The sequence below is a fragment of the Marinobacterium litorale DSM 23545 genome (assembly GCF_000428985.1).
Classification (GTDB): Bacteria; Pseudomonadota; Gammaproteobacteria; order Pseudomonadales; family Balneatricaceae; genus Marinobacterium_D; species Marinobacterium_D litorale.
Genome location: NZ_AUAZ01000007.1, coordinates 21,510 through 45,197, shown reverse-complemented (window position 1 = coordinate 45,197; position 23,688 = coordinate 21,510). Strand labels below are relative to the sequence as shown.

At 55.9% G+C, this 23,688-nt stretch carries 21 protein-coding genes; 14 read left to right on the top strand and 7 right to left on the bottom strand.

The window, feature by feature from the left end; genetic code table 11:
- The first annotated feature begins 16 nt into the window (after positions 1-16).
- A complete protein-coding gene (locus G403_RS0107675; protein ID WP_027853473.1) occupies positions 17-1,465 on the top strand; it encodes a TrkH family potassium uptake protein in 1,449 nt (482 codons plus the stop codon).
- 14 nt (positions 1,466-1,479) lie between these two features.
- Here the strand turns inward: G403_RS0107675 and G403_RS0107670 are convergent, their stop codons facing one another.
- Entirely contained in the window at positions 1,480-2,376 is an 897-nt protein-coding gene (locus G403_RS0107670; protein ID WP_245578220.1) for a lysophospholipid acyltransferase family protein, read from the bottom strand.
- A gap of 161 nt (positions 2,377-2,537) precedes the next feature.
- Between G403_RS0107670 and glyQ the strand changes: the two genes are divergently transcribed.
- The 5 genes from glyQ (at position 2,538) to cowN (ending at position 7,207) form a co-directional block, all read left to right on the top strand.
- Positions 2,538-3,512, top strand: a complete 975-nt coding sequence (gene glyQ, locus G403_RS0107665) for a glycine--tRNA ligase subunit alpha (protein ID WP_027853471.1) — start codon at positions 2,538-2,540, stop codon at positions 3,510-3,512.
- Complete coding sequence (gene glyS, locus G403_RS0107660) at positions 3,512-5,584, top strand: glycine--tRNA ligase subunit beta (protein WP_027853470.1); 2,073 nt, start codon at positions 3,512-3,514, stop codon at positions 5,582-5,584. The genes glyQ and glyS overlap by 1 nt, the downstream gene beginning before the upstream one ends.
- A gap of 254 nt (positions 5,585-5,838) precedes the next feature.
- Positions 5,839-6,243: a bacteriohemerythrin gene (locus G403_RS0107655; protein ID WP_027853469.1), complete on the top strand. Its 405-nt coding sequence runs from the start codon at positions 5,839-5,841 to the stop codon at positions 6,241-6,243.
- 3 nt (positions 6,244-6,246) lie between these two features.
- Positions 6,247-6,855, top strand: coding sequence for a Crp/Fnr family transcriptional regulator (locus tag G403_RS22600; RefSeq protein WP_036233013.1), 609 nt, complete (start codon positions 6,247-6,249; stop codon positions 6,853-6,855).
- A 64-nt stretch (positions 6,856-6,919) separates the two neighbouring features.
- Complete coding sequence (gene cowN / locus G403_RS0107645) at positions 6,920-7,207, top strand: N(2)-fixation sustaining protein CowN (protein ID WP_211232657.1); 288 nt, start codon at positions 6,920-6,922, stop codon at positions 7,205-7,207.
- Between the two features lie 115 nt (positions 7,208-7,322).
- Here cowN and G403_RS0107640 read toward each other — a convergent pair whose 3' ends face one another.
- The 5 genes from G403_RS0107640 to dnaA form a co-directional block, all read right to left on the bottom strand.
- Complete coding sequence (locus tag G403_RS0107640) at positions 7,323-7,874, bottom strand: hypothetical protein (protein ID WP_027853467.1); 552 nt, start codon at positions 7,872-7,874, stop codon at positions 7,323-7,325.
- A gap of 239 nt (positions 7,875-8,113) precedes the next feature.
- Positions 8,114-10,537, bottom strand: a complete 2,424-nt coding sequence (gene gyrB / locus G403_RS0107635; protein ID WP_027853466.1) for a DNA topoisomerase (ATP-hydrolyzing) subunit B — start codon at positions 10,535-10,537, stop codon at positions 8,114-8,116.
- A complete protein-coding gene (recF, locus tag G403_RS0107630; RefSeq protein ID WP_027853465.1) occupies positions 10,527-11,642 on the bottom strand; it encodes a DNA replication/repair protein RecF in 1,116 nt (371 codons plus the stop codon). The genes gyrB and recF overlap by 11 nt, the downstream gene beginning before the upstream one ends.
- 51 nt (positions 11,643-11,693) lie before the next feature.
- The gene (gene dnaN / locus G403_RS0107625) at positions 11,694-12,797 is read right to left on the bottom strand and encodes a DNA polymerase III subunit beta (RefSeq protein ID WP_027853464.1); all 1,104 of its coding nucleotides are present in this window, start codon (positions 12,795-12,797) and stop codon (positions 11,694-11,696) included.
- A gap of 27 nt (positions 12,798-12,824) precedes the next feature.
- Positions 12,825-14,396, bottom strand: a complete 1,572-nt coding sequence (dnaA, locus tag G403_RS0107620; RefSeq protein ID WP_027853463.1) for a chromosomal replication initiator protein DnaA — start codon at positions 14,394-14,396, stop codon at positions 12,825-12,827.
- 59 nt (positions 14,397-14,455) lie between these two features.
- Between dnaA and G403_RS0107615 the strand changes: the two genes are divergently transcribed.
- The 6 genes from G403_RS0107615 to G403_RS22595 all read left to right on the top strand — a co-directional run bounded on the left by G403_RS0107615 (position 14,456) and on the right by G403_RS22595 (position 19,624).
- Complete coding sequence (locus tag G403_RS0107615; protein ID WP_027853462.1) at positions 14,456-14,704, top strand: hypothetical protein; 249 nt, start codon at positions 14,456-14,458, stop codon at positions 14,702-14,704.
- A 234-nt stretch (positions 14,705-14,938) separates the two neighbouring features.
- Positions 14,939-15,073 (top strand): 50S ribosomal protein L34, encoded by a 135-nt coding sequence (rpmH, locus tag G403_RS0107610; RefSeq protein ID WP_027853461.1) that lies wholly within the window; start codon positions 14,939-14,941, stop codon positions 15,071-15,073.
- A gap of 24 nt (positions 15,074-15,097) precedes the next feature.
- Positions 15,098-15,472: a ribonuclease P protein component gene (gene rnpA, locus G403_RS0107605; protein ID WP_027853460.1), complete on the top strand. Its 375-nt coding sequence runs from the start codon at positions 15,098-15,100 to the stop codon at positions 15,470-15,472.
- 13 nt (positions 15,473-15,485) lie between these two features.
- Positions 15,486-17,171, top strand: a complete 1,686-nt coding sequence (yidC, locus tag G403_RS0107600) for a membrane protein insertase YidC (RefSeq protein WP_027853459.1) — start codon at positions 15,486-15,488, stop codon at positions 17,169-17,171.
- A gap of 74 nt (positions 17,172-17,245) precedes the next feature.
- Positions 17,246-18,610, top strand: a complete 1,365-nt coding sequence (gene mnmE, locus G403_RS0107595; protein WP_027853458.1) for a tRNA uridine-5-carboxymethylaminomethyl(34) synthesis GTPase MnmE — start codon at positions 17,246-17,248, stop codon at positions 18,608-18,610.
- A gap of 81 nt (positions 18,611-18,691) precedes the next feature.
- A complete protein-coding gene (locus tag G403_RS22595; RefSeq protein ID WP_036233008.1) occupies positions 18,692-19,624 on the top strand; it encodes a cation diffusion facilitator family transporter in 933 nt (310 codons plus the stop codon).
- Here G403_RS22595 and alkB read toward each other — a convergent pair.
- Positions 19,601-20,236: a DNA oxidative demethylase AlkB gene (gene alkB, locus G403_RS0107585; RefSeq protein WP_027853457.1), complete on the bottom strand. Its 636-nt coding sequence runs from the start codon at positions 20,234-20,236 to the stop codon at positions 19,601-19,603. The two genes, G403_RS22595 and alkB, sit on opposite strands and share 24 nt — an antisense overlap.
- A gap of 894 nt (positions 20,237-21,130) precedes the next feature.
- Here alkB and mnmG point away from each other — a divergent pair.
- Both mnmG and rsmG read left to right on the top strand, forming a co-directional pair.
- Complete coding sequence (gene mnmG, locus G403_RS0107580; protein ID WP_027853456.1) at positions 21,131-23,017, top strand: tRNA uridine-5-carboxymethylaminomethyl(34) synthesis enzyme MnmG; 1,887 nt, start codon at positions 21,131-21,133, stop codon at positions 23,015-23,017.
- Positions 23,017-23,688, top strand: coding sequence for a 16S rRNA (guanine(527)-N(7))-methyltransferase RsmG (rsmG, locus tag G403_RS22590; RefSeq protein WP_051298703.1), 672 nt, complete (start codon positions 23,017-23,019; stop codon positions 23,686-23,688). Before mnmG ends, rsmG begins: the two co-directional genes overlap by 1 nt.

The following is a 23,688-nucleotide window of genomic DNA, read 5'->3' as shown; positions in this document are numbered from 1 at the left end:
AGTAGCGAGCGGTTCCATGCACTTCAAAGTGATTCTGCGCATTCTGGGGATCCTGCTGATGATCTTCAGTATCACTCAGCTTCCCCCTCTGGCTGTCTCGCTGTTCTATAACGATGGCGCTTCCGCCGCCTTTGCAATCGCGTTTGGAATTACGCTGCTGATCGGCTTTGTGATCTGGATACCGGTTTATCGGGTCAAACAGGACCTGCGCACCCGTGACGGCTTTCTCATTACCGTGCTGTTCTGGAGTGTGCTGGCCGCGGCGGGTTCCCTGCCGCTGCAGCTGTCCGATTCTCCGCACCTGAGTTTTACTGACGCGATTTTTGAATCGCTGTCGGGGCTGACCACCACCGGTGCCACGGTGATGACCGGACTCGACTCACTGCCCAAGTCACTGCTGTATTATCGTCAGCAGCTTCAGTGGCTTGGCGGTATGGGGATCATTGTACTGGCCGTGGCAATCCTGCCGATGCTCGGGATCGGGGGGATGCAGCTCTACCGCGCCGAGACGCCCGGCCCGGTCAAGGATTCCAAGTTGACGCCCCGTATTACAGAAACGGCCAAGGCTCTTTGGTACATCTACCTGTCGCTGACCATCGCCTGTGCACTGGGTTATTGGGCGGCCGGGATGACCCTGTTCGACGCCATCGGGCATAGCTTTGCCACGGTAGCAATTGGTGGCTTCTCCACCCATGACGCCAGCATCGCCTATTTTGACAATCCGCTGATCGAGGCGATCTGCATTTTCTTTATGCTGGTTTCGGGCGTTAACTTTGGTCTGCACTTCTTCGCCTGGCGACAGAAGACATTGCTGCACTACTTCAAAGACCCGGAATTCAAGTTCTACCTGAGCCTGCTGGCCGGGGTTACAGCCATCACCTTCGCTTCGCTGGTCATGACCGCCACGTTCGAACCGCTGGAAGGGATACGCAAGGCAGGCTTCATGGTCGTGTCCATTGCGACCACCACCGGGTTCAGCGTTGCCGACTTCGCCCACTGGCCGTCCATGCTGCCGTTCATGCTTTTCGTGGCCGCTTTTGCAGGCGGCTGTGCCGGGTCGACCGGCGGCGGCATGAAGGTGATTCGAATTTTGCTGATCCTGAAGCAGGGGCACCGCGAGATCCTGCGCCTTATCCACCCCAACGCGGTCATTCCGGTTAAGCTGGGGCGCCGTCCCATTGGGGACCCGGTGCTGGAAGCGGTCTGGGGCTTCTTCTCGGTCTATCTGCTGGTGTTCGTCATCATGCTGATCGGCCTGCTGGCCACCGGACTTGATCAGGTAACCGCCTGGTCCGCCGTGGGCGCCACCCTGAACAACCTGGGCCCGGGCCTGGGTGACGTGGCCCTGCATTATGGTGATCTGGATGACACCGCCAAGTGGATTCTGTGTCTGGCGATGCTGCTGGGCCGCCTTGAGGTGTTCACGCTACTGGTTCTGCTGTCCCCGGCCTTCTGGCGTCGCTAAACGCAATGGGGGCCCTATCGGCGTTTACCATAGGGCCCCCGGGCACCATCTTCGCGGGTATTGAACCGTTTGTACTCCCACTGATATTGGGCCGGACTTTCACTGACACAGCGCTCGATACTCCGGTTCAGCGCTTGCGCCGACTCCAGCAGGTCTTTGCTGTTTATCCCGGGATCCGCCTCACTGAAGCGGAGTTCGAAGCCAGCCCCGTCCGGTAGCCGATGAGCATAACCGCAGACCACCTTGACGCCGGTCTGCGCCGCCAGCTGGGGGAAGAGCTTCATCGTCAGTGCCGGCTGGCCAAAGAAGGGCGCATAGACACCGCTTTCCCGCTCCGGTTCCTGATCCGGGAGGATACCCACAATCTCGCCCCTGCGCAGCGCCTTGAGCACCATACGCACCCCCTTGGCATCGGCGGGCGCCATAGACGACCCCAAACGGCCTCGGCGCTTGAGAATAAGATCGTTGAGCATCTTTTGCCGGGGCGGCTTATACATGGCGGTTACCGGGTAGTGACGCGACAGGTAGAGGTTCATCACCTCCCAATTACCCAGATGGGGGGCGATGAGCAGAATCCCACGACCGGCCTCCAGCTCATCACGAATCAGCGCTTCACCCTCTACGGCGACCACAGTCTTTAGCGCCCGTTCCGGCTTCCAGAACCAGGAGATACCGGATTCGGCCAGGGAGCAGCCGGTCTGCTCCAGGCTCTCACGAATCAGTGCTTCCCGTTCATCCTCTGTAAGCGCCGGGAAACATACCTCCACATTCACGCGAGTGGCTCGGCAAAGTCCGTTATCGGGACCCGACTTATACAAGCGCCGTCCGAGCCATTTTCCGAGTTGCTGCGCGCGTTTCAGGCTCAGCAGCGACAACAGTGCCATGGCGCCGATCACCAGCGCGACCTTCACGTCTTTCAATCGGTATCCTCCTGTTTTCGACACCGGGATTATACGTCACTCTTCGATCAGTGGGCCCTTGCTCGGTTTTAGCGCCGGAAAACTGGCAGGCAAGGCCCGCTGAGCGTACGGATCATGTATACTTTGCCGCTTATTTGTTCACTTCGAATTCAATGGTGATTTCCGTGACTGACAAGGTAAATCCAGACGTTAGCACTTTCCAGGGACTGATCCTGGCCCTGCAGCAATTTTGGGCCGAGCAGGGCTGCGTCGTGGTTCAGCCGCTGGATCTCGAGGTAGGTGCGGGCACCTTTCACCCCGCTACTTTCCTACGGGCCATCGGCCCCGAAAAATGGCGCTCCGCGTATGTTCAGCCGAGCCGCCGCCCCACTGATGGCCGTTACGGAGAAAACCCGAACCGGCTTCAGCATTACTACCAGTTCCAGGTGGTTCTCAAGCCCAACCCCGACAACATCCAGGAACTCTACCTGCAGTCACTTGAGCATATCGGTGTCGATCCGCTCGTGCACGATATCCGGTTCGTCGAGGATAACTGGGAATCCCCCACGCTGGGTGCCTGGGGACTGGGCTGGGAGATCTGGCTTAACGGCATGGAGGTTACCCAGTTCACCTACTTCCAGCAGGCAGGCGGCCTGGAGTGCTACCCGGTGACCGGTGAGCTCACCTATGGCCTTGAGCGTATCGCCATGTATCTGCAAAAGGTCGATAGCGTTTACGACCTGATCTGGTCTCGCAGCCCCAATGGCGACATCGTCACTTACGGTGATGTGTACCACCAGAACGAAGTGGAGCAATCCACCTATAACTTCGAACACGCGGATGTGGATACACTGTTCAGTAACTTTGAATACCACGAGCGCGAATGCAACAAGCTACTTGGTCTGGACAAGCCGTTACCGCTTCCTGCCTATGAGCATGTGCTGAAGGCGTCGCACACCTTCAACCTGCTGGACGCCCGTCACGCCATTTCGGTTACCGAGCGCCAACGTTACATTCTCCGCGTACGCACCCTGGCCCGCGACGTGGCCCATGCCTATTTCAATTCCCGGCATGCTCTTGGCTTCCCAATGGCGGACCCGGCACTGCGTGACGAAGTATTAGCGGCGACTGAAGAGGAGGCTCATTGATGTCCGCCAAGGATTTTCTATTCGAACTGGGCACCGAAGAGCTGCCCCCTAAAGCACTCAAATCGCTCTCTGCTGCGCTTGAATCCGAAGTCAAAGCAGGGCTGACTGAGCTTCTGGGTAAAGAGAGTGTGGCCCAGTCTGGTTTCACCTCCTACGCGGCACCGCGTCGCCTCGCACTCCTGGTAACGGACCTCCAAACCGAAGTACCGGAGAGTCGCACCAAGGTTCAGGGCCCCCCGGTCAATATTGCCTACGACGACCAGGGCAAGCCCAGTAAAGCACTGGAAGGCTTCGCACGTAAATGTGGCACCACCGTGGATCAACTGAGCGAAGAGGGTGGCAAGATCTGTTTCGAGCAGGTCAATCCCGCCAGCCCGGTTGCACCTCAGCTCCCTGCTATCATCACCCGTGCGCTCGACAAGCTGCCGATCCCCAAGCGCATGCGCTGGGGATCCTCAAGAACCGAGTTTGTCCGTCCGGTGAAATGGCAAGTTATGCTGTTTGGTGACGAGGTAGTGACCTGTGAAATCCTCGGGCATAAATCCGACCGCCACACGCGCGGACATCGGTTCCATTACAACCAGCCGATCGAGCTTTTCTCCGGCCGCGAATACGCTTCAGTTCTCAAAGAGAAAGGTTATGTCATCGCTGACTTTGAGGAGCGTAAAGCCCTGATCCGCGAACAGCTTCTCGATGAAGCCAAAAAGGTGGGGGGCAACGTTGTTATTTCAGAGGACTTGCTCGATGAGGTCACCGCGCTGAACGAGTGGCCCGTCGCCCTGACCGGTCGTTTCGAGGAACGCTTCCTGGAGGTCCCTTCTCAGGCACTCATCTCCACCATGGCGGATAACCAAAAGTACTTCCATCTACTGGATGACGACAACAACCTGATGCCGTACTTCATCACCGTATCGAATATCGAGTCCAAAGACCCGAGCCAGGTGATCGAAGGTAACGAGAAGGTTATCCGTCCGCGCCTTTCCGACGCTGCGTTTTTCTTTGAGACCGATAAGAACCGGACGCTTGCCTCGCGCACCGAGTCTTTAAAATCGATCGTTTTCCAACAGCAGCTGGGCACCGTCCACGACAAAACCACCCGTATTGCCGGGCTGGCGGGTCGCATTGCCGAGGAGTGTGGGACAGATAAGGCCCAGGCTGAGCGTGCCGGTCAACTCTGCAAGGCGGACCTGGTCACCGAGATGGTGCTTGAGTTTCCCGAACTTCAGGGCCTGATGGGTTACCACTATGCGCTCAACGATGGCGAACCCGAAGAGGTCGCGCTGGCGCAGAACGAGCATTATATGCCGCGCCATCACGGTGACGAACTCCCCACCACCGGTACCGGCATCGCGGTAGCCCTGGCTGACCGCATCGACACTCTCGTTGGGCTGTTCGGCATCAACCAGCCACCGACCGGCTCCAAGGATCCGTTCGCCCTGCGCCGTGCCTCTCTAGGCGTGCTTCGTATACTGATCGAGAAACAGCTGCCACTCGACCTTCGCACACTGCTCCAGGCCGCCGCCGATCAATACGGCGCACTCCCGGCCCAGGAGTCTGTAGTTGAACAGGTACTCGAGTTCATGCTGGAACGTTTCCGCGCTTGGTATGACGAACGCGGAATTGCGGTCGATAACTATCTGGCTGTTCACGCTCTGCGCCCAAGCCGCCCCCTGGACTTCGATCAGCGGGTTCATGCCGTTGCTCATTTCCGGACGCTGCCACAGGCTGAAGCGCTTGCCGCAGCCAATAAGCGCGTTTCCAACATCCTCAACAAGCAGGAAGGTGAGATCGGCAACGCAGTTAACCAAGCATTGCTGGCCGATGATGCCGAGGTGCAATTAGCACATAAGGTTGCTGAGCTCGATACGTCATTGGCGCCACTGTTCGCCAAAGGGGACTACCAACCCGCGCTCGAACAACTGGCCCAGCTCCAGGAGCCGGTCGACCGTTTCTTTGATGAAGTTATGGTAATGGCCGACGATCCAGCGGTCAGGGCAAACCGGCTTGCGCTACTCAGCCAGCTTCGCAGCCTGTTCCTGGGTGTCGCGGACATCTCGCTCCTGGCGGGCTAACACCTCACTCCATAGCGATCCTTTCAAAGCCGCATCTCCAGATGCGGCTTTTTTGTGTCAACGGAAGCGCCCTCATTCACACCCGGCCTCACGAAACAGATTCCTGTTTCACGTGGAACTCCCTTCCGTTCTTTCCTCCTCGGTGTTCCACGTGAAACCACCGCCCTTAATCAATGGCACCTGAATTGCAGGCAGGAATACAGCAAGCGATTTTTGGCTGATTCCCGACAGCCTGGCATTGAGAGGTAGCGAACATGCCCACCAATTCAGACCTAAAAACACACTTCGATTCCCTATACCAATTGGGCGATCCGGAAATGGATACAACCCACAAAGCGTTCATTGAACTGTGCACCAAAACCGAAGCGGCCTCCGGAGCAGAGTTTCAATCACTCTTCAGCGAACTCTTCGAGCACACAAAAACCCATTTTGCGGATGAAGAGGCGCGCATGCAGGCCTCAAACTTCAGCGCCTATGGTGAACACCGCGCTGATCACCAGCGCATCCTGGGCGACATGGAAAGGTTTAACCAACGCGTCCAGGCAGGGCGACTCCCCATGGCCAAAGCCTGGCTTGGGGACAGCCTTCCAGCCTGGTTCGATCTACACGCCAAAACCATGGACAGCGCACTTGCGGCGCACATAAAACAAAGCGAGTAGATCATGCATGATTGGATTGAACAGCTACCAACCGGGACACAACGCAGCTATCCCGCGTCTTCGATGATTGCCCGCCCCGGAGAGCCTGACAACCGGGTATTCATTCTGGTAACGGGCCGAGCTCGGATATCACTCTTGGGCGGCGCAAAAGAACAAACCCTGGGCTACCTGGAACAGGGCGGTCTATTCGTTACCCACACGCCGACATGGGTGGAAGCAATCGAACCGACAACAGTGCTTAGTTGGCCCATGGCCGACTTAAGAGGACTGATAAGCCGTCAACCGGATGTCGCAATGATCGCACTAAGAGAGATCGGACAAATCATGAGCGCCGCGCTGGAGTTGATCGAAGATCTGGCGTTCCGGTCCGTAGAAGGGCGGCTAGCCCGATTTCTGATCCGGGAAACCAGTGGAAGCAAGGACGGTACCATACATCTCGTCGAGAGCACCGAGCGACTTGCGACCCGGCTGGGAACATCCCGTCAAACCCTCTCAACGCTGATTAATCGAATGCAACGTGAAGGGCTGATCGAGAAAGCGGGACGGCAATGCCTGAGAATCATCGACCCAGATCGCCTGATCGACATGACGGACGATGTGTCAGGCCGCTGACAGTCCTGGGGTCTACCAGCTGATAAGCTGACCTCCATGATCATTGAATCACTGGAGGTTAACTATGGATATGGCTGCCCAAACTGATCGCTACGTCTCCTTTTGCGGAATTGAGTGCGATCAACAGGCCGACACACTGATGGCGCGGATTGAATCCCACCTGAAAGCCGGAAAAGGTGATGAACGATGGCGTGCATACTTCGCCGAAAAGCTGGCCCAGAAAGCCCGAATGAATCACGACCACCTCTTCTTTATCGGCGCCCAGATGAACAACCTGTACGACTACCTGGAATCATCAGCCGATGAAGCGGGCAAGGAGATGCTATGGCGGATAGAGCAGGAATGCTGCTAATCCCATTTGAACCGGCACGGCAGACCTGACGTTTCCTCGCTTCCGATAGGTCTGCTGTGCCAACCTATGTACAAAACGTCTGCCTATCCCAGTATTGTCCGTGTTCCAAAAAGCTTTACTTGCCAAACCAACCTTGACCGGTTGCCTCCTTGTAAAGGTCACTCGCATTCTCATTGGTGAAATCGATCATGATTTTGAGAATCTGCAGTGCGTCGGTACCTTTGGCTTTCTCAGAGCGATAGAGCGCAAGCCGCTCAGCATCGAGCTCAGCCGCTTCTTTTGCAAACGCCTCCTTGAACGCTTCCCCAACAATCCGGCCCGATGTAGACAGCTTAACCTCACCCTCAAGGACACCCTGTCTTACAAGGTCTGAAATATCGTAAAGAATCATGCTATCCGCCACCGCCATGTCGTGGGCAATCTTCTCTGCACTGGCCGAATCAGAACTGGCTCCCATGATCAGCCGCTGTTGCGCCTCGGTTCTTTGGGGTGCAAGCGCACCATCGCTATCCGAAAGCACCTTAGCGGTACTCGACAGCGTTACCCGATCACGCTTAATTGCCGGCTCACTATCAACAGACGGAAATACCTTGCCGCCCGATATGCTCCCTGCTGGTGCTTGAAGATCGCTATAAGTCAGTATGTTAGAACGTGATTGGACCTGCATATGGCTCTCCGTGCGTTAGGACTCTCCTTTCTGCTGCAGCTTCTATGCCACTAGAGAAAATGCTCAAAACACGGCGTCACGAACAGACGAATCAACGCGCCTCGAAAGTGCAGGGCGAGTAGCTAGATGTAACAAAGATAGTTCGGGTAGGACGAAAAAGCAGCCACTAGGGCTGCTTTCTAATTTCACTCTGGATGAGACTTCATTTCATTTTGAATGAGATCCGACACAGGTGCCGCTTATACATCCAAGTTGGATACATTCAGGGCATTAGACTCGATAAAGTGGCGACGGGGCTCCACTTCATCACCCATCAGCGTCGTAAACAGCTGATCCGCTGCAATGGCATCGTCGATGGATACCTGCAGCATACGGCGCGCATCCGGGTCCATGGTTGTTTCCCAAAGCTGGTCCGGGTTCATCTCGCCAAGACCCTTGTAACGCTGGATGGCGTTACCGCGGCGGGAGAGGTCCATTAGCCAGCGGATACCGGCGCCGAGGTCGGTCAGGCCGAAGCGGCGTTCGCCCCGCTGCAGGAAAGCACCATCGTCGAGCAGCGACTGTAGCTCTTCACCCATGGTTTCGATGGACTGGAAGTCCCGGGAACGGAACAGATCCAGATCCAGGCGGTAATCGCTGGCAACGCTGTGGTGGATACGGCGGATGCAGGGGATGTACAGGCTGTGCTCACGGTCATGCTCAACAGTGCACTCGTAGCTTTCGGAGGAGCTGCTGGCGTACAGCGCCAGGGCTTCATTGAGCTGATTAACCCAGGTCTCAACCGTTTCTTTCGACGCCAGCTGTTCCACATTGATTGTGGGCAGGTAGAGCAGTTGGTTCAATACCGCTTTGGGGTAGAGACGGCTCAAACGCTCAATGGTCTTCTCTACCTTACGGTAGCGGCTGACCAGCTCCTCCAGCGCAGGACCGGAAACCGGTGGGGCATCTTCGTTGATGTAGAGCGACGTACCGTCAAGCGCCCCCTGGAGCAGGTAGTTCTCCATCGCCTCATCATCTTTGAGGTACTGCTCCTGCTTACCCTTCTTGACCTTGTACAGCGGCGGCTGCGCGATATAGATGTAGCCGCGCTCGATCAGTTCCGGCAGCTGCCGGAAGAAGAAGGTGAGCAGCAGTGTACGGATGTGGGAGCCATCCACATCGGCGTCGGTCATGATGATAATACGGTGATAACGCAGCTTCTCGATATCGTATTCGTCACGACCAATGCCGCAGCCCAACGCCGTAATCAGCGTACCGACCTCGGCCGAGGTGAGCATCTTGTCAAAACGCGCTTTTTCAACGTTAAGGATTTTACCCTTGAGCGGCAGGATCGCCTGAGTGCGACGGTCGCGCCCCTGCTTGGCAGAACCGCCGGCGGAGTCACCCTCCACCAGGTACAGTTCAGAAAGGCCGGGATCCTTCTCCTGACAATCGGCCAGCTTGCCCGGCAAGCCGGCGATATCCAGTGCGCCCTTGCGGCGGGTCATCTCGCGGGCTTTACGGGCCGCTTCGCGAGCACGGGCCGCATCGATCATTTTCTGAACCACCGCCTTGGCATCCTGCGGGTTTTCCAGCAGGTAGTCGTTCAGGAACTGCGCCATCAGCTGCTCGACGGCCGTCTTCACCTCTGAGGAGACCAGCTTATCCTTGGTCTGGGAGGAGAACTTGGGGTCAGGTACCTTAACCGAGATAATCGCCGTCAGGCCCTCACGGCTGTCATCACCGCTGGTGGCGACTTTGCCATTTTTGTTGAGCTGCTCTGATTCAATATAGCTGTTCAGCGAGCGGGTAAGGGCAGCACGGAAGCCCGACAGGTGGGTACCGCCGTCACGCTGCGGAATGTTGTTGGCAAAGCAGTGCAGGCTCTCCTGAAAGCTGTCGTTCCACTGCAAGGCGACTTCAACACCCACACCGTTTTCGTGCATGGCGTCAAAGTGGAAGATTTTGTTAACCGGCGATTTATTCTGATTCAGGTATTCAACGAAGGCTGCCAGACCGCCTTCATATTCAAAGATCTCTTCCCGGCCGCTGCGCTCATCCTTCAAGCGGATACGCACACCGGAGTTGAGGAATGAAAGCTCGCGCAGACGTTTGGCGAGGATATCGTACTGGAAGCTGATGTTGCTGAACGTCTCTTCCGACGGCTTAAAGCGAACGATGGTGCCACTGGCATCGGTCTCACCCACAACGGCCAGAGGTGCCTGGGGCACGCCATGGTGATAAACCTGCTCATGGACCTGGCCGGCTCGGCGGATCGTCAGGCGCAGCTCGCTGGAGAGCGCATTAACCACTGACACGCCCACACCGTGCAGACCGCCGGATACCTTATAGGTGTTATCGTCAAACTTACCCCCGGCGTGGAGAACGGTCATGATGACTTCTGCCGCCGATACACCTTCCTCCTTATGGATGTCGGTGGGGATACCCCGGCCGTTGTCAGACACGGTCACGCTTTCATCGGGGTGGATGATAACGGCGATCTCGGAGCAGTGCCCTGCCAGCGCCTCATCGATACCGTTGTCCACCAGCTCGAACACCATGTGGTGCAGACCACTGCCATCGTCCGTATCGCCGATATACATGCCCGGGCGCTTACGCACGGCATCAAGACCTTTAAGTACCTTGATACTGGACGAATCGTAGCTCTGGTTTTCACCGCTCATCATGTTCTCCTGGTGCAGCCGTCTGCGATATGGTTCCCCCGTCGACCCTGAAGAGCGCCAGCTCCGTTTCCGGCTGCCAAAGGCGGCTCATCAATGCGGGATCAACGCAGGTTATAAAACACTGGTTTATACTTGTTTCTAAAAAGCGACAGAATTTTTGACAGTGACGCTCGTCCAATTCTGACGGTAGATCGTCTATCAGATAGACGCAGGCACGTTCGGTCTGTTCGTGGAACAGGACGCCCTGAGCCAACTTCAACGCACTGACGACCAGCTTTTTCTGGCCCCTGGAAAGCCGTTCAGCCGCATCCTGGCCCGCCACACGAAACTTCAGGTCCGCCCGTTGTGGGCCGCTTCCGCTAAACCCCTGGCGCACGTCCCGTTCGAAGTTCTCTTTGAGTACCTCAGCCAGGGCCCGTTTGCTGTCCCAGCCACACTGGAAACGCAGTTCCACCTCAACACCCTGGAGCAGCTCCGAGAGAATACGCTGAAACACCGGGACCAAGGCGCTGATATAGCTTTCACGCAGTGCGGTCAGCGGTTCGGCAAAAGCGATCAGCTCCGCGTCCCAAACCTCTCTGACGCGGGCATCAATTTTACCACATTTCAGCAGCGAATTTCTCTGTTTCAGTGCACGGTGAAAGCCGCGCCAAAGCCGGATGAATCGCGGGTCTGAATGAAATCCGCCCCAGTCGATAAACTGCCTGCGCACAGCCGGTGACCCTTCAAGCAAAGCGAAGGTCTCGGAGTTGATGACCAGCACCGGCATCAGCGCAGCGAGCTCGGCATTCCCTAATGACTCACCGGCAAACCGCACTTTGAGTTCGCCATCACGGGCGCGACTGACGCCCAACGGCCTGACCTGAGACTGATCGCCGGCAACGATCTGGGCGAAAACGAGCAGGGCGTCCTTATCGGACTGGATCACCTGACGGAAGTGTTGGGTTCGGAACGAGCGCGCAAGGCCCAGAAAATGGACCGCCTCTAGCAGGCTGGTTTTTCCGCTGCCATTCTCCCCATAGAGCAGGTTAACGCGTGGGGAGGGTTCCAGTTTAGCTGAGCTAAGGTTGCGCAGATTACTAATCTGCAATTCCTTTATTAGCATGAGAAGGGCGTAGTGAGCGCTTACATTTTTGTAAGTAAACGCTCACATCGACTACATCCGCATCGGCATAACAACGTAGGTGGCGTTGGGTTCATCGAACCCTTCTACCAGAGCGCTGCTATTGGAGTCCGACAGCGTGAAGCGAACGACATCAGAGTTAAGAATGGACAATACGTCCAGCAGATAATTGACGTTGAAGCCGATCTCAAGCGAACCGCCTTCATAATCCACGGCCACGCTTTCTTCTGCCTCTTCCTGCTCCGGGTTATTCGCCATCACCTGCAACATGCCATCGGTGAGCGAAAGGCGAACGCCGCGGTATTTCTCATTGGAGAGGATCGCGATTCGGCTGAATACCTGGCGTAGCTCAAGCCGGTCACCCAGCATGATCTTGTCGCCGTTACGGGGAATAACCCGCTGGTAATCCGGAAACTTGCCATCAACCAGCTTGGAGGTAAAAGTGAAGTCACCGACATTGGCCCGGATATGATTTGCACCAATCACCAGCTTCACCGGGTTATCGCCACCCTGAAGAAGACGGGCAAGCTCAAGAATACCTTTGCGCGGCACGATGATCTGGTGCTGGACACCGTTGTCCGCCTCCACGTCGCTGACTGCTGTCGCAAGCCGGTGACCGTCAGTGGACACGGTCCGCAGAGTACCGTCACGTACCTCCAGCAGCATACCGTTGAGGTAATAGCGGACGTCCTGCTGGGCCATGGAGAAGCCGGTCTGCTCAATCAACTGGCGCAGCGAACCCTGCGGCAATGTGAGTTCCATCGCCTGTGGGCTGTCTTCCACATTGGGGAATTCAGCCGCCGGCAGCGTCGAAAGCGAGAAACGACTGCGGCCGGCCTTAATCACCATCTTCTGGCCGGTCAGCTCAAGCTCTATGCGTGCATCGTCAGGCAGCGATTTGCAGATATCCATCAGCTTGCGCGCCGGCACGGTCACTGAACCGGCCTGGGCGGGCTCGTCCAGCTCGACGCGGCCGACCAGCTCAACTTCAAGATCGGTACCGGTCAACGAGAGGCTGTTATCTTCAGCCACCAGTAGAATGTTGGATAGCACCGGCAGTGTCTGGCGACGCTCCACCACACCGGCAACGAGCTGCAGCGGTTTGATGAGTGCTTCACGGGAAATAACGAATCTCATGGCTTCTACCTTGTCAGGATCCGATCACTACGCCGTCAGATGACGCAGCAGGTTCTTGTAATCTTCGGCAATGTCCGTATCACTCTCACGCAGCTCTTTAATCTTGCGACACGCGTGGAGCACTGTAGTGTGATCACGTCCGCCAAACGCATTTCCGATCTCCGGCAGGCTGTGGTTGGTCAGCTCCTTGGCAAGACTCATCGCCACCTGACGGGGCCGGGCAACCGAACGGCTGCGCCGCTTGGAGAGTAGATCAGACACCTTGATCTTGTAGTAATCCGCAACGACACGCTGGATGTTGTCAATACTAACCTGTTTATCCTGCAATGCCAGCAGGTCCTTGAGGGACTCTTTGATAAACGGCGTGGTAATTTCGTTGCCCGTAAAGTGAGCATTGGCAATAACGCGCTTCAGAGCGCCTTCCAGCTCGCGCACGTTGGAGCGGATTTTCTGCGCCAGAAAGAACGCGGAGTCGTCGGGCAACTGCACTTTGGCTTCCTGGGCTTTTTTCATCAGGATCGCCACCCGCGTCTCCAGCTCGGGCGGCTCAATCGCCACGGTTAAGCCCCAGCCAAAGCGGGATTTCAGGCGCTCTTCGACGCCGCTGATCTCCTTGGGGTACCGGTCGGAAGTCAGAATCATCTGCTGACCACCCTCCAGCAAGGCGTTGAAGGTGTGAAAAAACTCCTCCTGGGAACGCTCCTTGCCGGCGAAAAACTGAATATCATCGATCAGCAGGGCATCAACGGACCGGTAATACCGCTTGAAGTCGTTGATCGCGTTAAGCTGCAACGCTTTGACCATATCCGCGACGAAGCGCTCGGAGTGCAGATAGACAATCCGCGCATTGGGATTGCGCTTGAGCATTTCGGTACCCACCGCATGCATCAAGTGCGTTTTACCCAGACCAACGCCGCCGTATATGAAGAGAGGGTTGTATGCACCACCGGGGTTGTCGGAAACCTGCTGTGCCGCCGCCAGCGCAAGCTGGTTCGATTTACCCTGTACAAACGACTGGAAGGTAAACGAGGGGTTGAGGTTAGACTGGTGACGAATACTGCCTTCGACCTCGACCCGTCGCTCCGGACCGCCCATCCGGTTGTCATCCAGTGGCGCCATCTCCAATTCAAGTTGGGGCTCGGGCTCATCACTGATCATGGCCGGGGAGGTGGGGGAGGCCTCATTGGCAAAAAAAGACCCTCCGGGCGCAACGGCTGATGCAGGTTCAGGTTGCGACTGGGAAAATTGCTCGACCTCCGCGGCGGGTACCGGGTGTGCCGCCATTCTCTGACGGATCGGTGCAGCCCGGCGGCGCGTGGGCGAGGCAGCCGGAGCCGCCGTGTTCAGGGTCGACGCACGACCGGCGATTTCAAGGCGGACGTCCGTGCCGATTTCACCGGTTACATCGGCCACGACTTGACGAATTCGGGATAAAAATTTGTCGGCAACCCAATCGCGTACAAATCGGTTGGGTGCGAGCAGAACCAGTCCGTTCTCTGCTCCATCCGCACGCAACGGACGGATCCAGGTATTGAACTGCTGGGCAGGAAACTCCTCCTGCAGACTCTTCAGGCACTGCTCCCAAAGCTCGGCTGACATCCCTAGACCCCTGAAAACCTTTGCACATACAGCTGGCCTGGCAGCGCAGCGTATGACTGATGATTATTATCGAGCCGGCTATTCTAACCCGGCAGCAGCCAGTTATACACAGCTGTGAGCAAACTTTTTCATGCCTGATGAATAAAGGGTTTGATCGGGCTCACCCTGGCCTTGTGGTGGCCGTTATCCACGATACGAACACACAACACAAGAAAAAAACAGTGTTTCAAGAGGTTTATAAACACCCTTATATAATGATTTTAATGATTTTTTATGGGTTACAAACAGATATACTGATTATGGGATGAGCAAACCTCTGGCATGTACCGCTCAGCCACCGCCCATCGCTGCTGTTTGACCACTGAAACGATGCCAAGCGCGATATACAGCCTTATTAAAGCCTTATATAGAGACTTAATTAGCACAAAAAACAGACAAACCATTTGCATCCGGGCGCGCCATTCAATAGAATCTCGCGTCTTGATTTTTGACCTATACGTGGATCAGCACCTCACGTACAGAACGTAAGTAGGACTGAGGCAATGAAAAGAACATTCCAACCCAGCGTTATCAAGCGCAAGCGCAACCACGGTTTCCGTGCCCGCATGGCAACCAAAAATGGCCGTCAGGTTCTGAACCGTCGTCGCGCCAAAGGCCGTAAACGCCTGTCTGCTTGATTCAGCCAGCAGGACTAAAACTGCATGGCCGATCTTCGCTATCCCCGCCAGTTACGTTTGCTGACTGGCGGGGATTTCAAGCGCGTATTCGATAATGCGTCGCTCAAGGTATCCGAGCAACCTCTGCTCATACTGACCTCTCCCAACGGTCTTGATCATCCCCGTATCGGATTCGTTATCTCCAAAAAAAACATCCGTCGGGCTGTCAAACGTAACCGCGTTCGGCGTATCATTCGCGAGTCTTTTCGCCTGCACCAGCATCAGCTCCCTGAAGTGGATATGGTCATCCTGGCCCGGCGCGGCCTGGATACGCTCGATAACCCCGAGCTACACCGGATGATTGAGCGCTGCTGGTCCAGATTGATCAAGAAAGCCCAAAAAGCTCACAAAAAAAGTTGATGGTCCCATCGCCATGGATGTACAGCGAGTCATATTGATTGCCGCCCTGGCACTTGTTTCCTACCTGATGGTACTGCAGTGGAACGAAGATTACGGTCCCGCTCAGAAACAAGCCGCCACCCAAACCCAAGCCCCGAGTGTTTCCGCCTACGCAGACCCGGATGCTAACAGCGAACTGCCCACCGCCGGCAGTGCAGAACCTGCCAGCGCGGATATTCCCAATGTGGGAAGTGGCGACCAGCCGGTTAAAACCACCGGTAACGCTAAACTGATCCACGTTACCACTGACGTGCTTGAGCTGCGTATCGATCCGCACGGGGGCGACATTATTGAGGCGGCCCTGCCACAGCACGATGCGACGCTGAACGCCGATCAGCCCTTTGTCCTGCTTGAGCAGAACGCCAATCGCACCTACGTGGCGCAGAGCGGTCTGATCGGACAGAACGGCCCCGACGCCAATAAAAACGGTCGCCCGCTCTACACCAGCGCACAAACCGAATACACACTCGGTGATCAGGATTCACTGACGGTGGATTTGACCTTCACTCAGGACAACGGCGCGGTTATTACCAAGCGCTTTACGTTCGAGAAAGGACGCTACCGCGTGGGCATGGAGTACCTGGTCGACAACCAGAGCGAGGCCCCTTGGCAAGGCGTGCTGTTCGGTCAGATCAAGCGTGATGGCAGCCCCGATCCGTCCCAGCAGACCTCCATGGGGATGCAGTCCTACCTGGGCGCCGTGTTCTCCACCACCGAAAACAACTACCAGAAAGTTAACTTCGGTGACATGGACGAGGAGCGCTTCAGCCGCACCAGCCAGGATGGCTGGGTCGCGATGGTTCAGCACTACTTCCTGAGCGCCTGGATCCCAGCCCCCGGCGCTGAGTACACCTATCAAACCCGTAAGCTGAACGGCAACTATATTGCCGGCTTCCTGTCACCGAGCTTTACCGTGGCACCGGGCGAGCAGTCCAGCGTCAGTGCAACCTTCTATGCCGGACCCAAAGATGTGGACCAGTTGGAAGAGATCGCGCCTAACCTGGAGCTGACTATCGACTACGGTATCCTCTGGTGGATCGCATCGCCGCTCTACATGTTGTTGAAGTGGATCCATTCCCTGGTCGGAAACTGGGGTGTCGCGATCATCGGCATCACACTGCTGGTGAAAATCGCCCTGTTCCAGCTCAACGCCAAAGCATTCAAATCCATGGCCAAGATGCGCAAATTTGGCCCGGAGATGCAGCGCCTGAAAGAACAGTATGGCGATGATCGACAGAAGATGTCCCAGGAGATGATGAAGCTCTACCAGAAGGAGAAAATCAATCCGCTGGGTGGCTGTCTGCCGATTCTGGTCCAGATGCCTGTGTTCATCGCCCTCTACTGGGTGCTGATGGAGTCTGTCGAACTGCGTCACGCGCCATTCTTCGGCTACATTCAGGATCTTTCGCAGATGGACCCGTACTTCATCCTGCCGATTCTGATGGGCGCTACCATGTTCATTCAGCAGCTGCTTAACCCGACGCCTCCAGACCCGATGCAGGCCCGAATCATGAAGATGCTGCCGGTGATCTTTACCTTCTTCTTCCTCTGGTTCCCGGCAGGTCTGGTCCTGTACTGGCTGGTCAACAACATTCTGTCGATCACTCAGCAGTGGATCATCAATCGCCAGATAGAAGCAGGCGAAGGCAAGAAGGCGTAATCGTCTGACTCGAAAAAGGCTCCTGCGGGAGCCTTTTTTAACGCCCCCGTTCAACGTTAAACCGGTAAACCGTGATGCAGATCGATCAGGATACAATCGTCGCTCAAGCCACTCCGCCCGGACGCGGCGGTGTCGGTATCATCCGTCTCTCCGGCGCCCAGGCAAAACCGCTGGCCCGGTTGGTGGTTGGTTTCGAACCCACCCCCCGCCATGCGCACTACACGCCGTTCCTCGACAGTGCGGGCACAGAGATCGACCGCGGTATTCTGCTGTACTTTCCCGGCCCCAACTCGTTTACCGGTGAAGATGTGGTTGAGTTTCAGGGTCATGGCGGGCCGGTCATTCTGGACCTGCTGCTGCAAACGCTGATTCAGGCCGGTGCACGGCCGGCACGACCCGGCGAATTTTCCGAGCGCGCCTTTCTGAATGACAAGCTCGACCTGGCGCAGGCCGAGGCGATTGCCGATCTGATCGACAGTTCATCCGAGCAAGCAGCCCGCTGTGCGTTACGTTCACTTCAGGGCGAGTTTTCCAACCAGATTCATCAGCTTGTTGAGTCGCTGATCCACCTTCGCATCTACGTGGAAGCATCCATCGATTTTCCCGAGGAGGAGATCGACTTTCTCGCCGATGGCAAAGTCCTTAACGACCTGCTGGCGATCATCACCCAGCTGGAGCGGGTGCGTCAGGAAGCCCGTCAGGGCAGTCTGCTACGTGAAGGCATGACGGTGGTAATCGCCGGTCGCCCCAACGCCGGAAAATCGAGCTTGCTCAACGCCCTGTCGGGCCGGGAAACCGCCATCGTTACCGATATCGAGGGCACCACCCGCGATGTGCTGCGTGAACAGATCCATATCGATGGCATGCCGCTGCATATTATCGATACGGCGGGGTTGCGGGACGCACCCGATGCGGTGGAGCGGATCGGTATTGATCGGGCCTGGAACGAAATTCGTCAGGCTGATCGCATCTTGATGATGGTGGACAGCACCCGTACCACAACAACCGATCCAAACCAGGTCTGGCCCGAACTGACCGATCATCTCGATGATTTAAGCCACCTGACACTGATCCGAAACAAAGCGGATCTCAGTGGCGAACCCGTTCGCATCGAAAAACAGGGCGCGCATACGCTGATAGCGCTCTCGGCCAAGGCCGGCGAGGGGGTCGATCTACTGCGTGATCACCTGAAAGCCGTCATGGGATTCAGCGCTACCACCGAAGGTGGTTTTATGGCGCGCCGTCGCCATCTCGATGCCATCCAACGGGCGGGCGATTTCCTCGAGACCGGCCGCCGTCAGCTGGAAGAAGAGGGTGCCGGCGAGCTACTCGCTGAGGACCTGCGACTGGCTCAGCAGGCTCTGGGCGAGATCACCGGTGAATTCACACCGGATGATCTGCTGGGACGGATCTTCAGCTCTTTCTGTATCGGTAAGTAAATCAATGGCTGGATGAAATAGGACCCTCCATGAGGGTTTGGGCCTTGAGCCGAGCCCTGTCGTTGGGCTAGCCTTGAGCCTATGAGCCACAGCCACAGCCACTCTCACGATCACTCCCACGGCCCCTCGCCCACAGAGCATGGTCGCGCCTTTATTATCACGATCGTGTTGAACAGTGCCTTTGTACTGGTCGAATTTATCTATGGTGTGATCGCCCACTCCACAGCATTGATGGCTGATGCAGGCCATAATTTATCGGATGTACTGGGTCTGGTGCTGGCGGGTGGTGCGGTTATGCTTGCGCGCCGCGCACCGGATCAACGCTATACCTACGGCCTGCGAAGCAGCTCCATACTGGCTGCGTTAGCCAATGCGATGCTCCTGTTATTCGCCTGCGGGGCGATCGCCTGGGAAGCGATAGAGCGTTTCCTTGATCCTCAGCCGGTGGCGGGCGCCACCGTTATGCTGGTCGCGGGGATCGGCATTGTAATCAACGGTATTTCAGCGTTGCTGTTCATGAAAGGCCGAAAAAGCGACCTCAATATACGCGGTGCCTGGCTGCATATGCTGGCGGATACGTTGGTATCCGTCGGTGTTGTCGCGGCCGGTGCCGTCATCCTGGTCACCGACTGGTTCTGGCTTGATCCGATCATTAGCCTGGTGATCGTGGCGATTATCCTGCTGTCTACACTGGGACTTCTGCGTGATTCGCTGCGTCTTTCATTGAATGCGGTTCCCGCCCATATCGATCTGCAGGCCGTTCAAACCTTCTTGGCTGATCAATCCGGCGTGGAACAGGTCCATGACCTTCATATCTGGGGTATGAGTACCACTGAAACGGCATTAACAGCGCATCTGGTTATGCCAGGTGGACATCCAGGCGATAGCGAGCTGTCGCGTATCAGTCAGCAGCTCAGTCATGATTTTCAAATCCAACATACAACCCTGCAGGTGGAACACGGTGATAACTGTGATCAATGCAGCTTAAGTTCAGAGCGCTTCACGGAAGGTTAAGTTGATGCGCAACGCACCCAGTTCAGAATGCGTTGCATTCGCGAGCTTGGCGATCCCGTGGTAATACAGGCGTGATTTGCCCCCCCAGACCACCAAGTCACCATGTTCCAGAGTGACGCGGGAAACCGGATCGCGCCGCCGATGGCCTCCGAATAGAAACACCGCCGGAATGCCCAAAGAGAATGAGACGATTGGCGCACTGAAGTCGCGCTCGTCCTTGTCCCGGTGCAATCCCATGCCGGTCCCGGGTCGATAGCAGTTAATCAGACAGCAATCCGGACTGAAATCGGTGAAGCCAACCACCGCTGCGCTCTGCACCGCAAGCTGGTGCAGGCGATCTGGCATTTCAGGCCAGGCCCGACCCGTCAGCGGATCAATCGTACTGTACCGATAACCATCAAGATCGCTCACCCAAACGACCTGGCCACAACCACTGATCTGGGAAGTCATCCAGCCTCCACCCGGTACCTGCATGCGGCGTAATGGTGCCATTCGCAGAATATTCCGCAGCAGTGGAATCATCTCCGAGCTGTATCGAGCCAGGTAGCCTGGAACAAGATAAGCATCCTCAGCCAACTCAATGGGGCCTTCGGCCTCGAATAGATCCGGCATCTATGCGGGCCCCAGATATACCTTCCCGACAATCAAATTGCAATATTGATTATCTGAAAGCTGGTTTTTACAGATAAGACGGTTTTGGAAGCTGGTTCTGTGGATAACTTCGCAAAAAAACTTATTCACATTACTCACAGAGTTATTCCTGACTTCCATTCTGTTTCAGGGGATAAATATGCAGAAAATTTCTGTGAATAACATAGGCTGGTAGCAACCTCTGTAAACATAACATTACTCACACAGTTATCAAAAGGTTACCGATCAAAAAGTAGCTTTAACTATATGAAAATAAAGGATTTTAATTTTTGATCCGTATTTATGAGGAATTATATTCACAGTCCGACACATATCCACAGACCGAGAATAACATATTCTGTGTACACCTTGCCCACAGCAATGTATCGCGGTTGTTGTTCGACATTACATCCATCCCACAGGCTTTGCACCTCGAGATTGCGATCTACACACAGGTTGTCTTCTGAAATTATCGGTCCACATTAAGATGTGTGTCTATGCTGTATCAGATCAGGTCCAAGATGGGGATAACAGGTGGGTGAAATTGGGGTGTGGGTAACCAGCTTTATTATCAACAGCTGGTCCCAAGGGTGTGAGCAACCGATACGCATTGCATCTACGCGTTCGCACACTGCCTAATATGTTGTTTTTTAAATGCTTATTCCTGTTATCAATAGAAGTCGGCGTGCCTTACATCAGTAACCATCACAATCTTTCTATCTATACTTCTTCTTTCTTTATTTTTAATCAGTACGTAAACAGACCAAAATAGAGCTGTCTAATTTTTAACCATTTCTTCAGGTCAACTCAGGCGCTATAATCACCGGCCTTTTCTCGCAGCTCATCTCTGCGCAACTCCAATCCTGTGAGGTGCACGTGGATTATCCAGACCACTTTGACGTGATTGTCATCGGCGGCGGCCATGCCGGAACAGAAGCGGCATTGGCGTCCTCCCGTATGGGTGCAAAGACCCTGCTGCTGACCCACAACATCGAGACCCTGGGCCAGATGTCCTGTAACCCCGCTATTGGCGGCATCGGTAAAAGCCATCTGGTTAAGGAAATTGATGCGCTGGACGGTGCTATGGCATTGGCGACAGACCGTGCCGGAATTCAATTTCGGGTGCTCAACGCCCGTAAAGGCCCTGCAGTACGAGCAACCCGAGCACAGGCCGACCGTGTGCTCTACAAAGCTGCAATCCGCCAGGTATTGGAAAACCAGCCTGGTCTGCAGATCTTCCAGCAGGCTGCTGATGATCTACTGATTGAAGGGGAGCGGGTAACAGGTGTCGTCACCCAGAGTGGTATCCGTTTTCGCGCCAGTAGCGTAATCCTCACTGTCGGGACCTTCCTGGGTGGCATCATCCATATTGGTCTGGAGAAATATTCCGGTGGACGTGCAGGTGATCCGCCTGCTCAGCGCCTTGCCCAACGCTTAAGGGAGCTTCCGCTACGCGTCGAGCGCCTTAAGACCGGAACGCCTCCCCGTATTGATGCCCGCAGCGTGGACTTCTCTGTCATGCAGGAACAGCCGGGGGATACACCGACACCGGTGATGTCTTTTATGGGTGATCGAGCGCTGCATCCGCAGCAGGTAAACTGCTTTATCACCCATACCAACGCACGTACTCATGACATCATCCGTTCCGGCTTGGATCGCTCCCCCATGTACACCGGCGTGATTGAGGGTGTGGGCCCCCGTTACTGCCCCTCGATCGAGGACAAGATCCATCGTTTTGCCGATAAGGAGCAACACCAGGTCTTTGTTGAGCCTGAAGGTCTGACGACTCACGAGCTCTACCCGAATGGCATATCAACCAGCCTGCCGTTCGATATTCAACTGGCAGCGGTTCGTTCGATGCGAGGCTTTGAACAGGCCCATATCACGCGCCCGGGCTATGCCATCGAATATGATTATTTTAATCCGCAGGATCTGAAGCACACGCTGGAGACCAAGGTCATTGGTGGGCTCTTCTTTGCCGGCCAGATTAACGGTACAACCGGGTATGAAGAGGCGGGCGCCCAAGGCCTGTTGGCCGGGGTTAACGCCGCGGCACAGGCGCTGGACCGTGACAGCTGGTATCCACGTCGGGATGAAGCCTACATCGGTGTGATGGTTGACGATCTGATTACCCATGGCACCGCCGAGCCATACCGTATGTTTACCAGCCGTGCCGAATATCGCCTGATACTGCGCGAAGACAACGCCGATCTGCGCCTCACCGAACAGGGTCACAAACTGGGTATCGTCAGCGATGAACGTTGGGCGGCATTCTGTGCCAAGCGAGAAGCGATCGAGCAGGAAACACAGCGCCTGCGTACCAGCTGGATCCAGCCCGGTTCCACTGAGGCGGACTCACTCAAGGAGAAACTGACGTCGCCCATGACCCGGGAGTACAACCTGGCTGACCTGATCAAGCGACCGGAACTGGGCTACAGCGATGTGGCTGCGCTTAAGGGCGATGCCGTGGCGGACCCACGGGTGGCCGAGCAGGTTGAGATTCAGCTCAAATATTCCGGCTACATCGACCGCCAAAAAGATGAAATCGCGCAGATGCAGCGCCAGGAGAACACGCCACTGCCCACCGATTTTGATTATGAAACGGTGGGGGGATTGTCCAACGAGATCAAGGCGAAGCTACAGCAGCAGCGCCCGGAGACTCTGGCCCAGGCCGCACGTATTCAAGGCATGACGCCGGCGGCGATCTCGTTACTGTTGGTACACCTGAAAAAACGTCAGCTCAAACAGAAGGCAACCGGTTGATGAGCAGCTATCAGCATCAGCTCGAACAACAGCTACAGGCTCTGGAAATCCGGGTAACGGATAATCAAATCGAGAAACTCCTGGCCTACCATGCGTTGCTGGCAAAATGGAACCGGGCTTATAACCTGACAGCCGTTCGCGATCCGGCTGAAATGATCAGCCGTCATCTGGTTGATAGCCTGAGCATTCTGCCCTGGATTAATGAGCAACCGCTGCTGGATGTGGGCAGCGGACCGGGTTTACCCGGGATTCCGTTGGCGATCATGCGCCCTGAGCTCTCCGTGACCACTCTGGATAGCAATGGCAAAAAGACACGGTTTCAGACTCAGGTAAAAATGGAGCTGGGGCTGGACAATCTGCAGGTGATTCACGGACGGGTCGAAGCCTGTGAAAGCGGGCCTTTCGGTCAGATCGTCTCGCGTGCATTTGCATCTCTGGTCGATATGGTGAACCTGACCGCCCACCTGCGCGCTGACGGGGGTGTTTTTCTTGCCATGAAAGGGCTGTATCCTGAGGCGGAGCTTGAACAGTTACCGCCCGGTTATCAGTTGCAGGCCAGCCATCGTTTGCGGCTGCCCGGCACAGACGGCGAGCGGCATCTGCTGATTTTAGGGGGCGTTCCCGATACTCCAGCCAACTCCGTTGCCCCTGAAAACCTAGGGAGAGCCTGA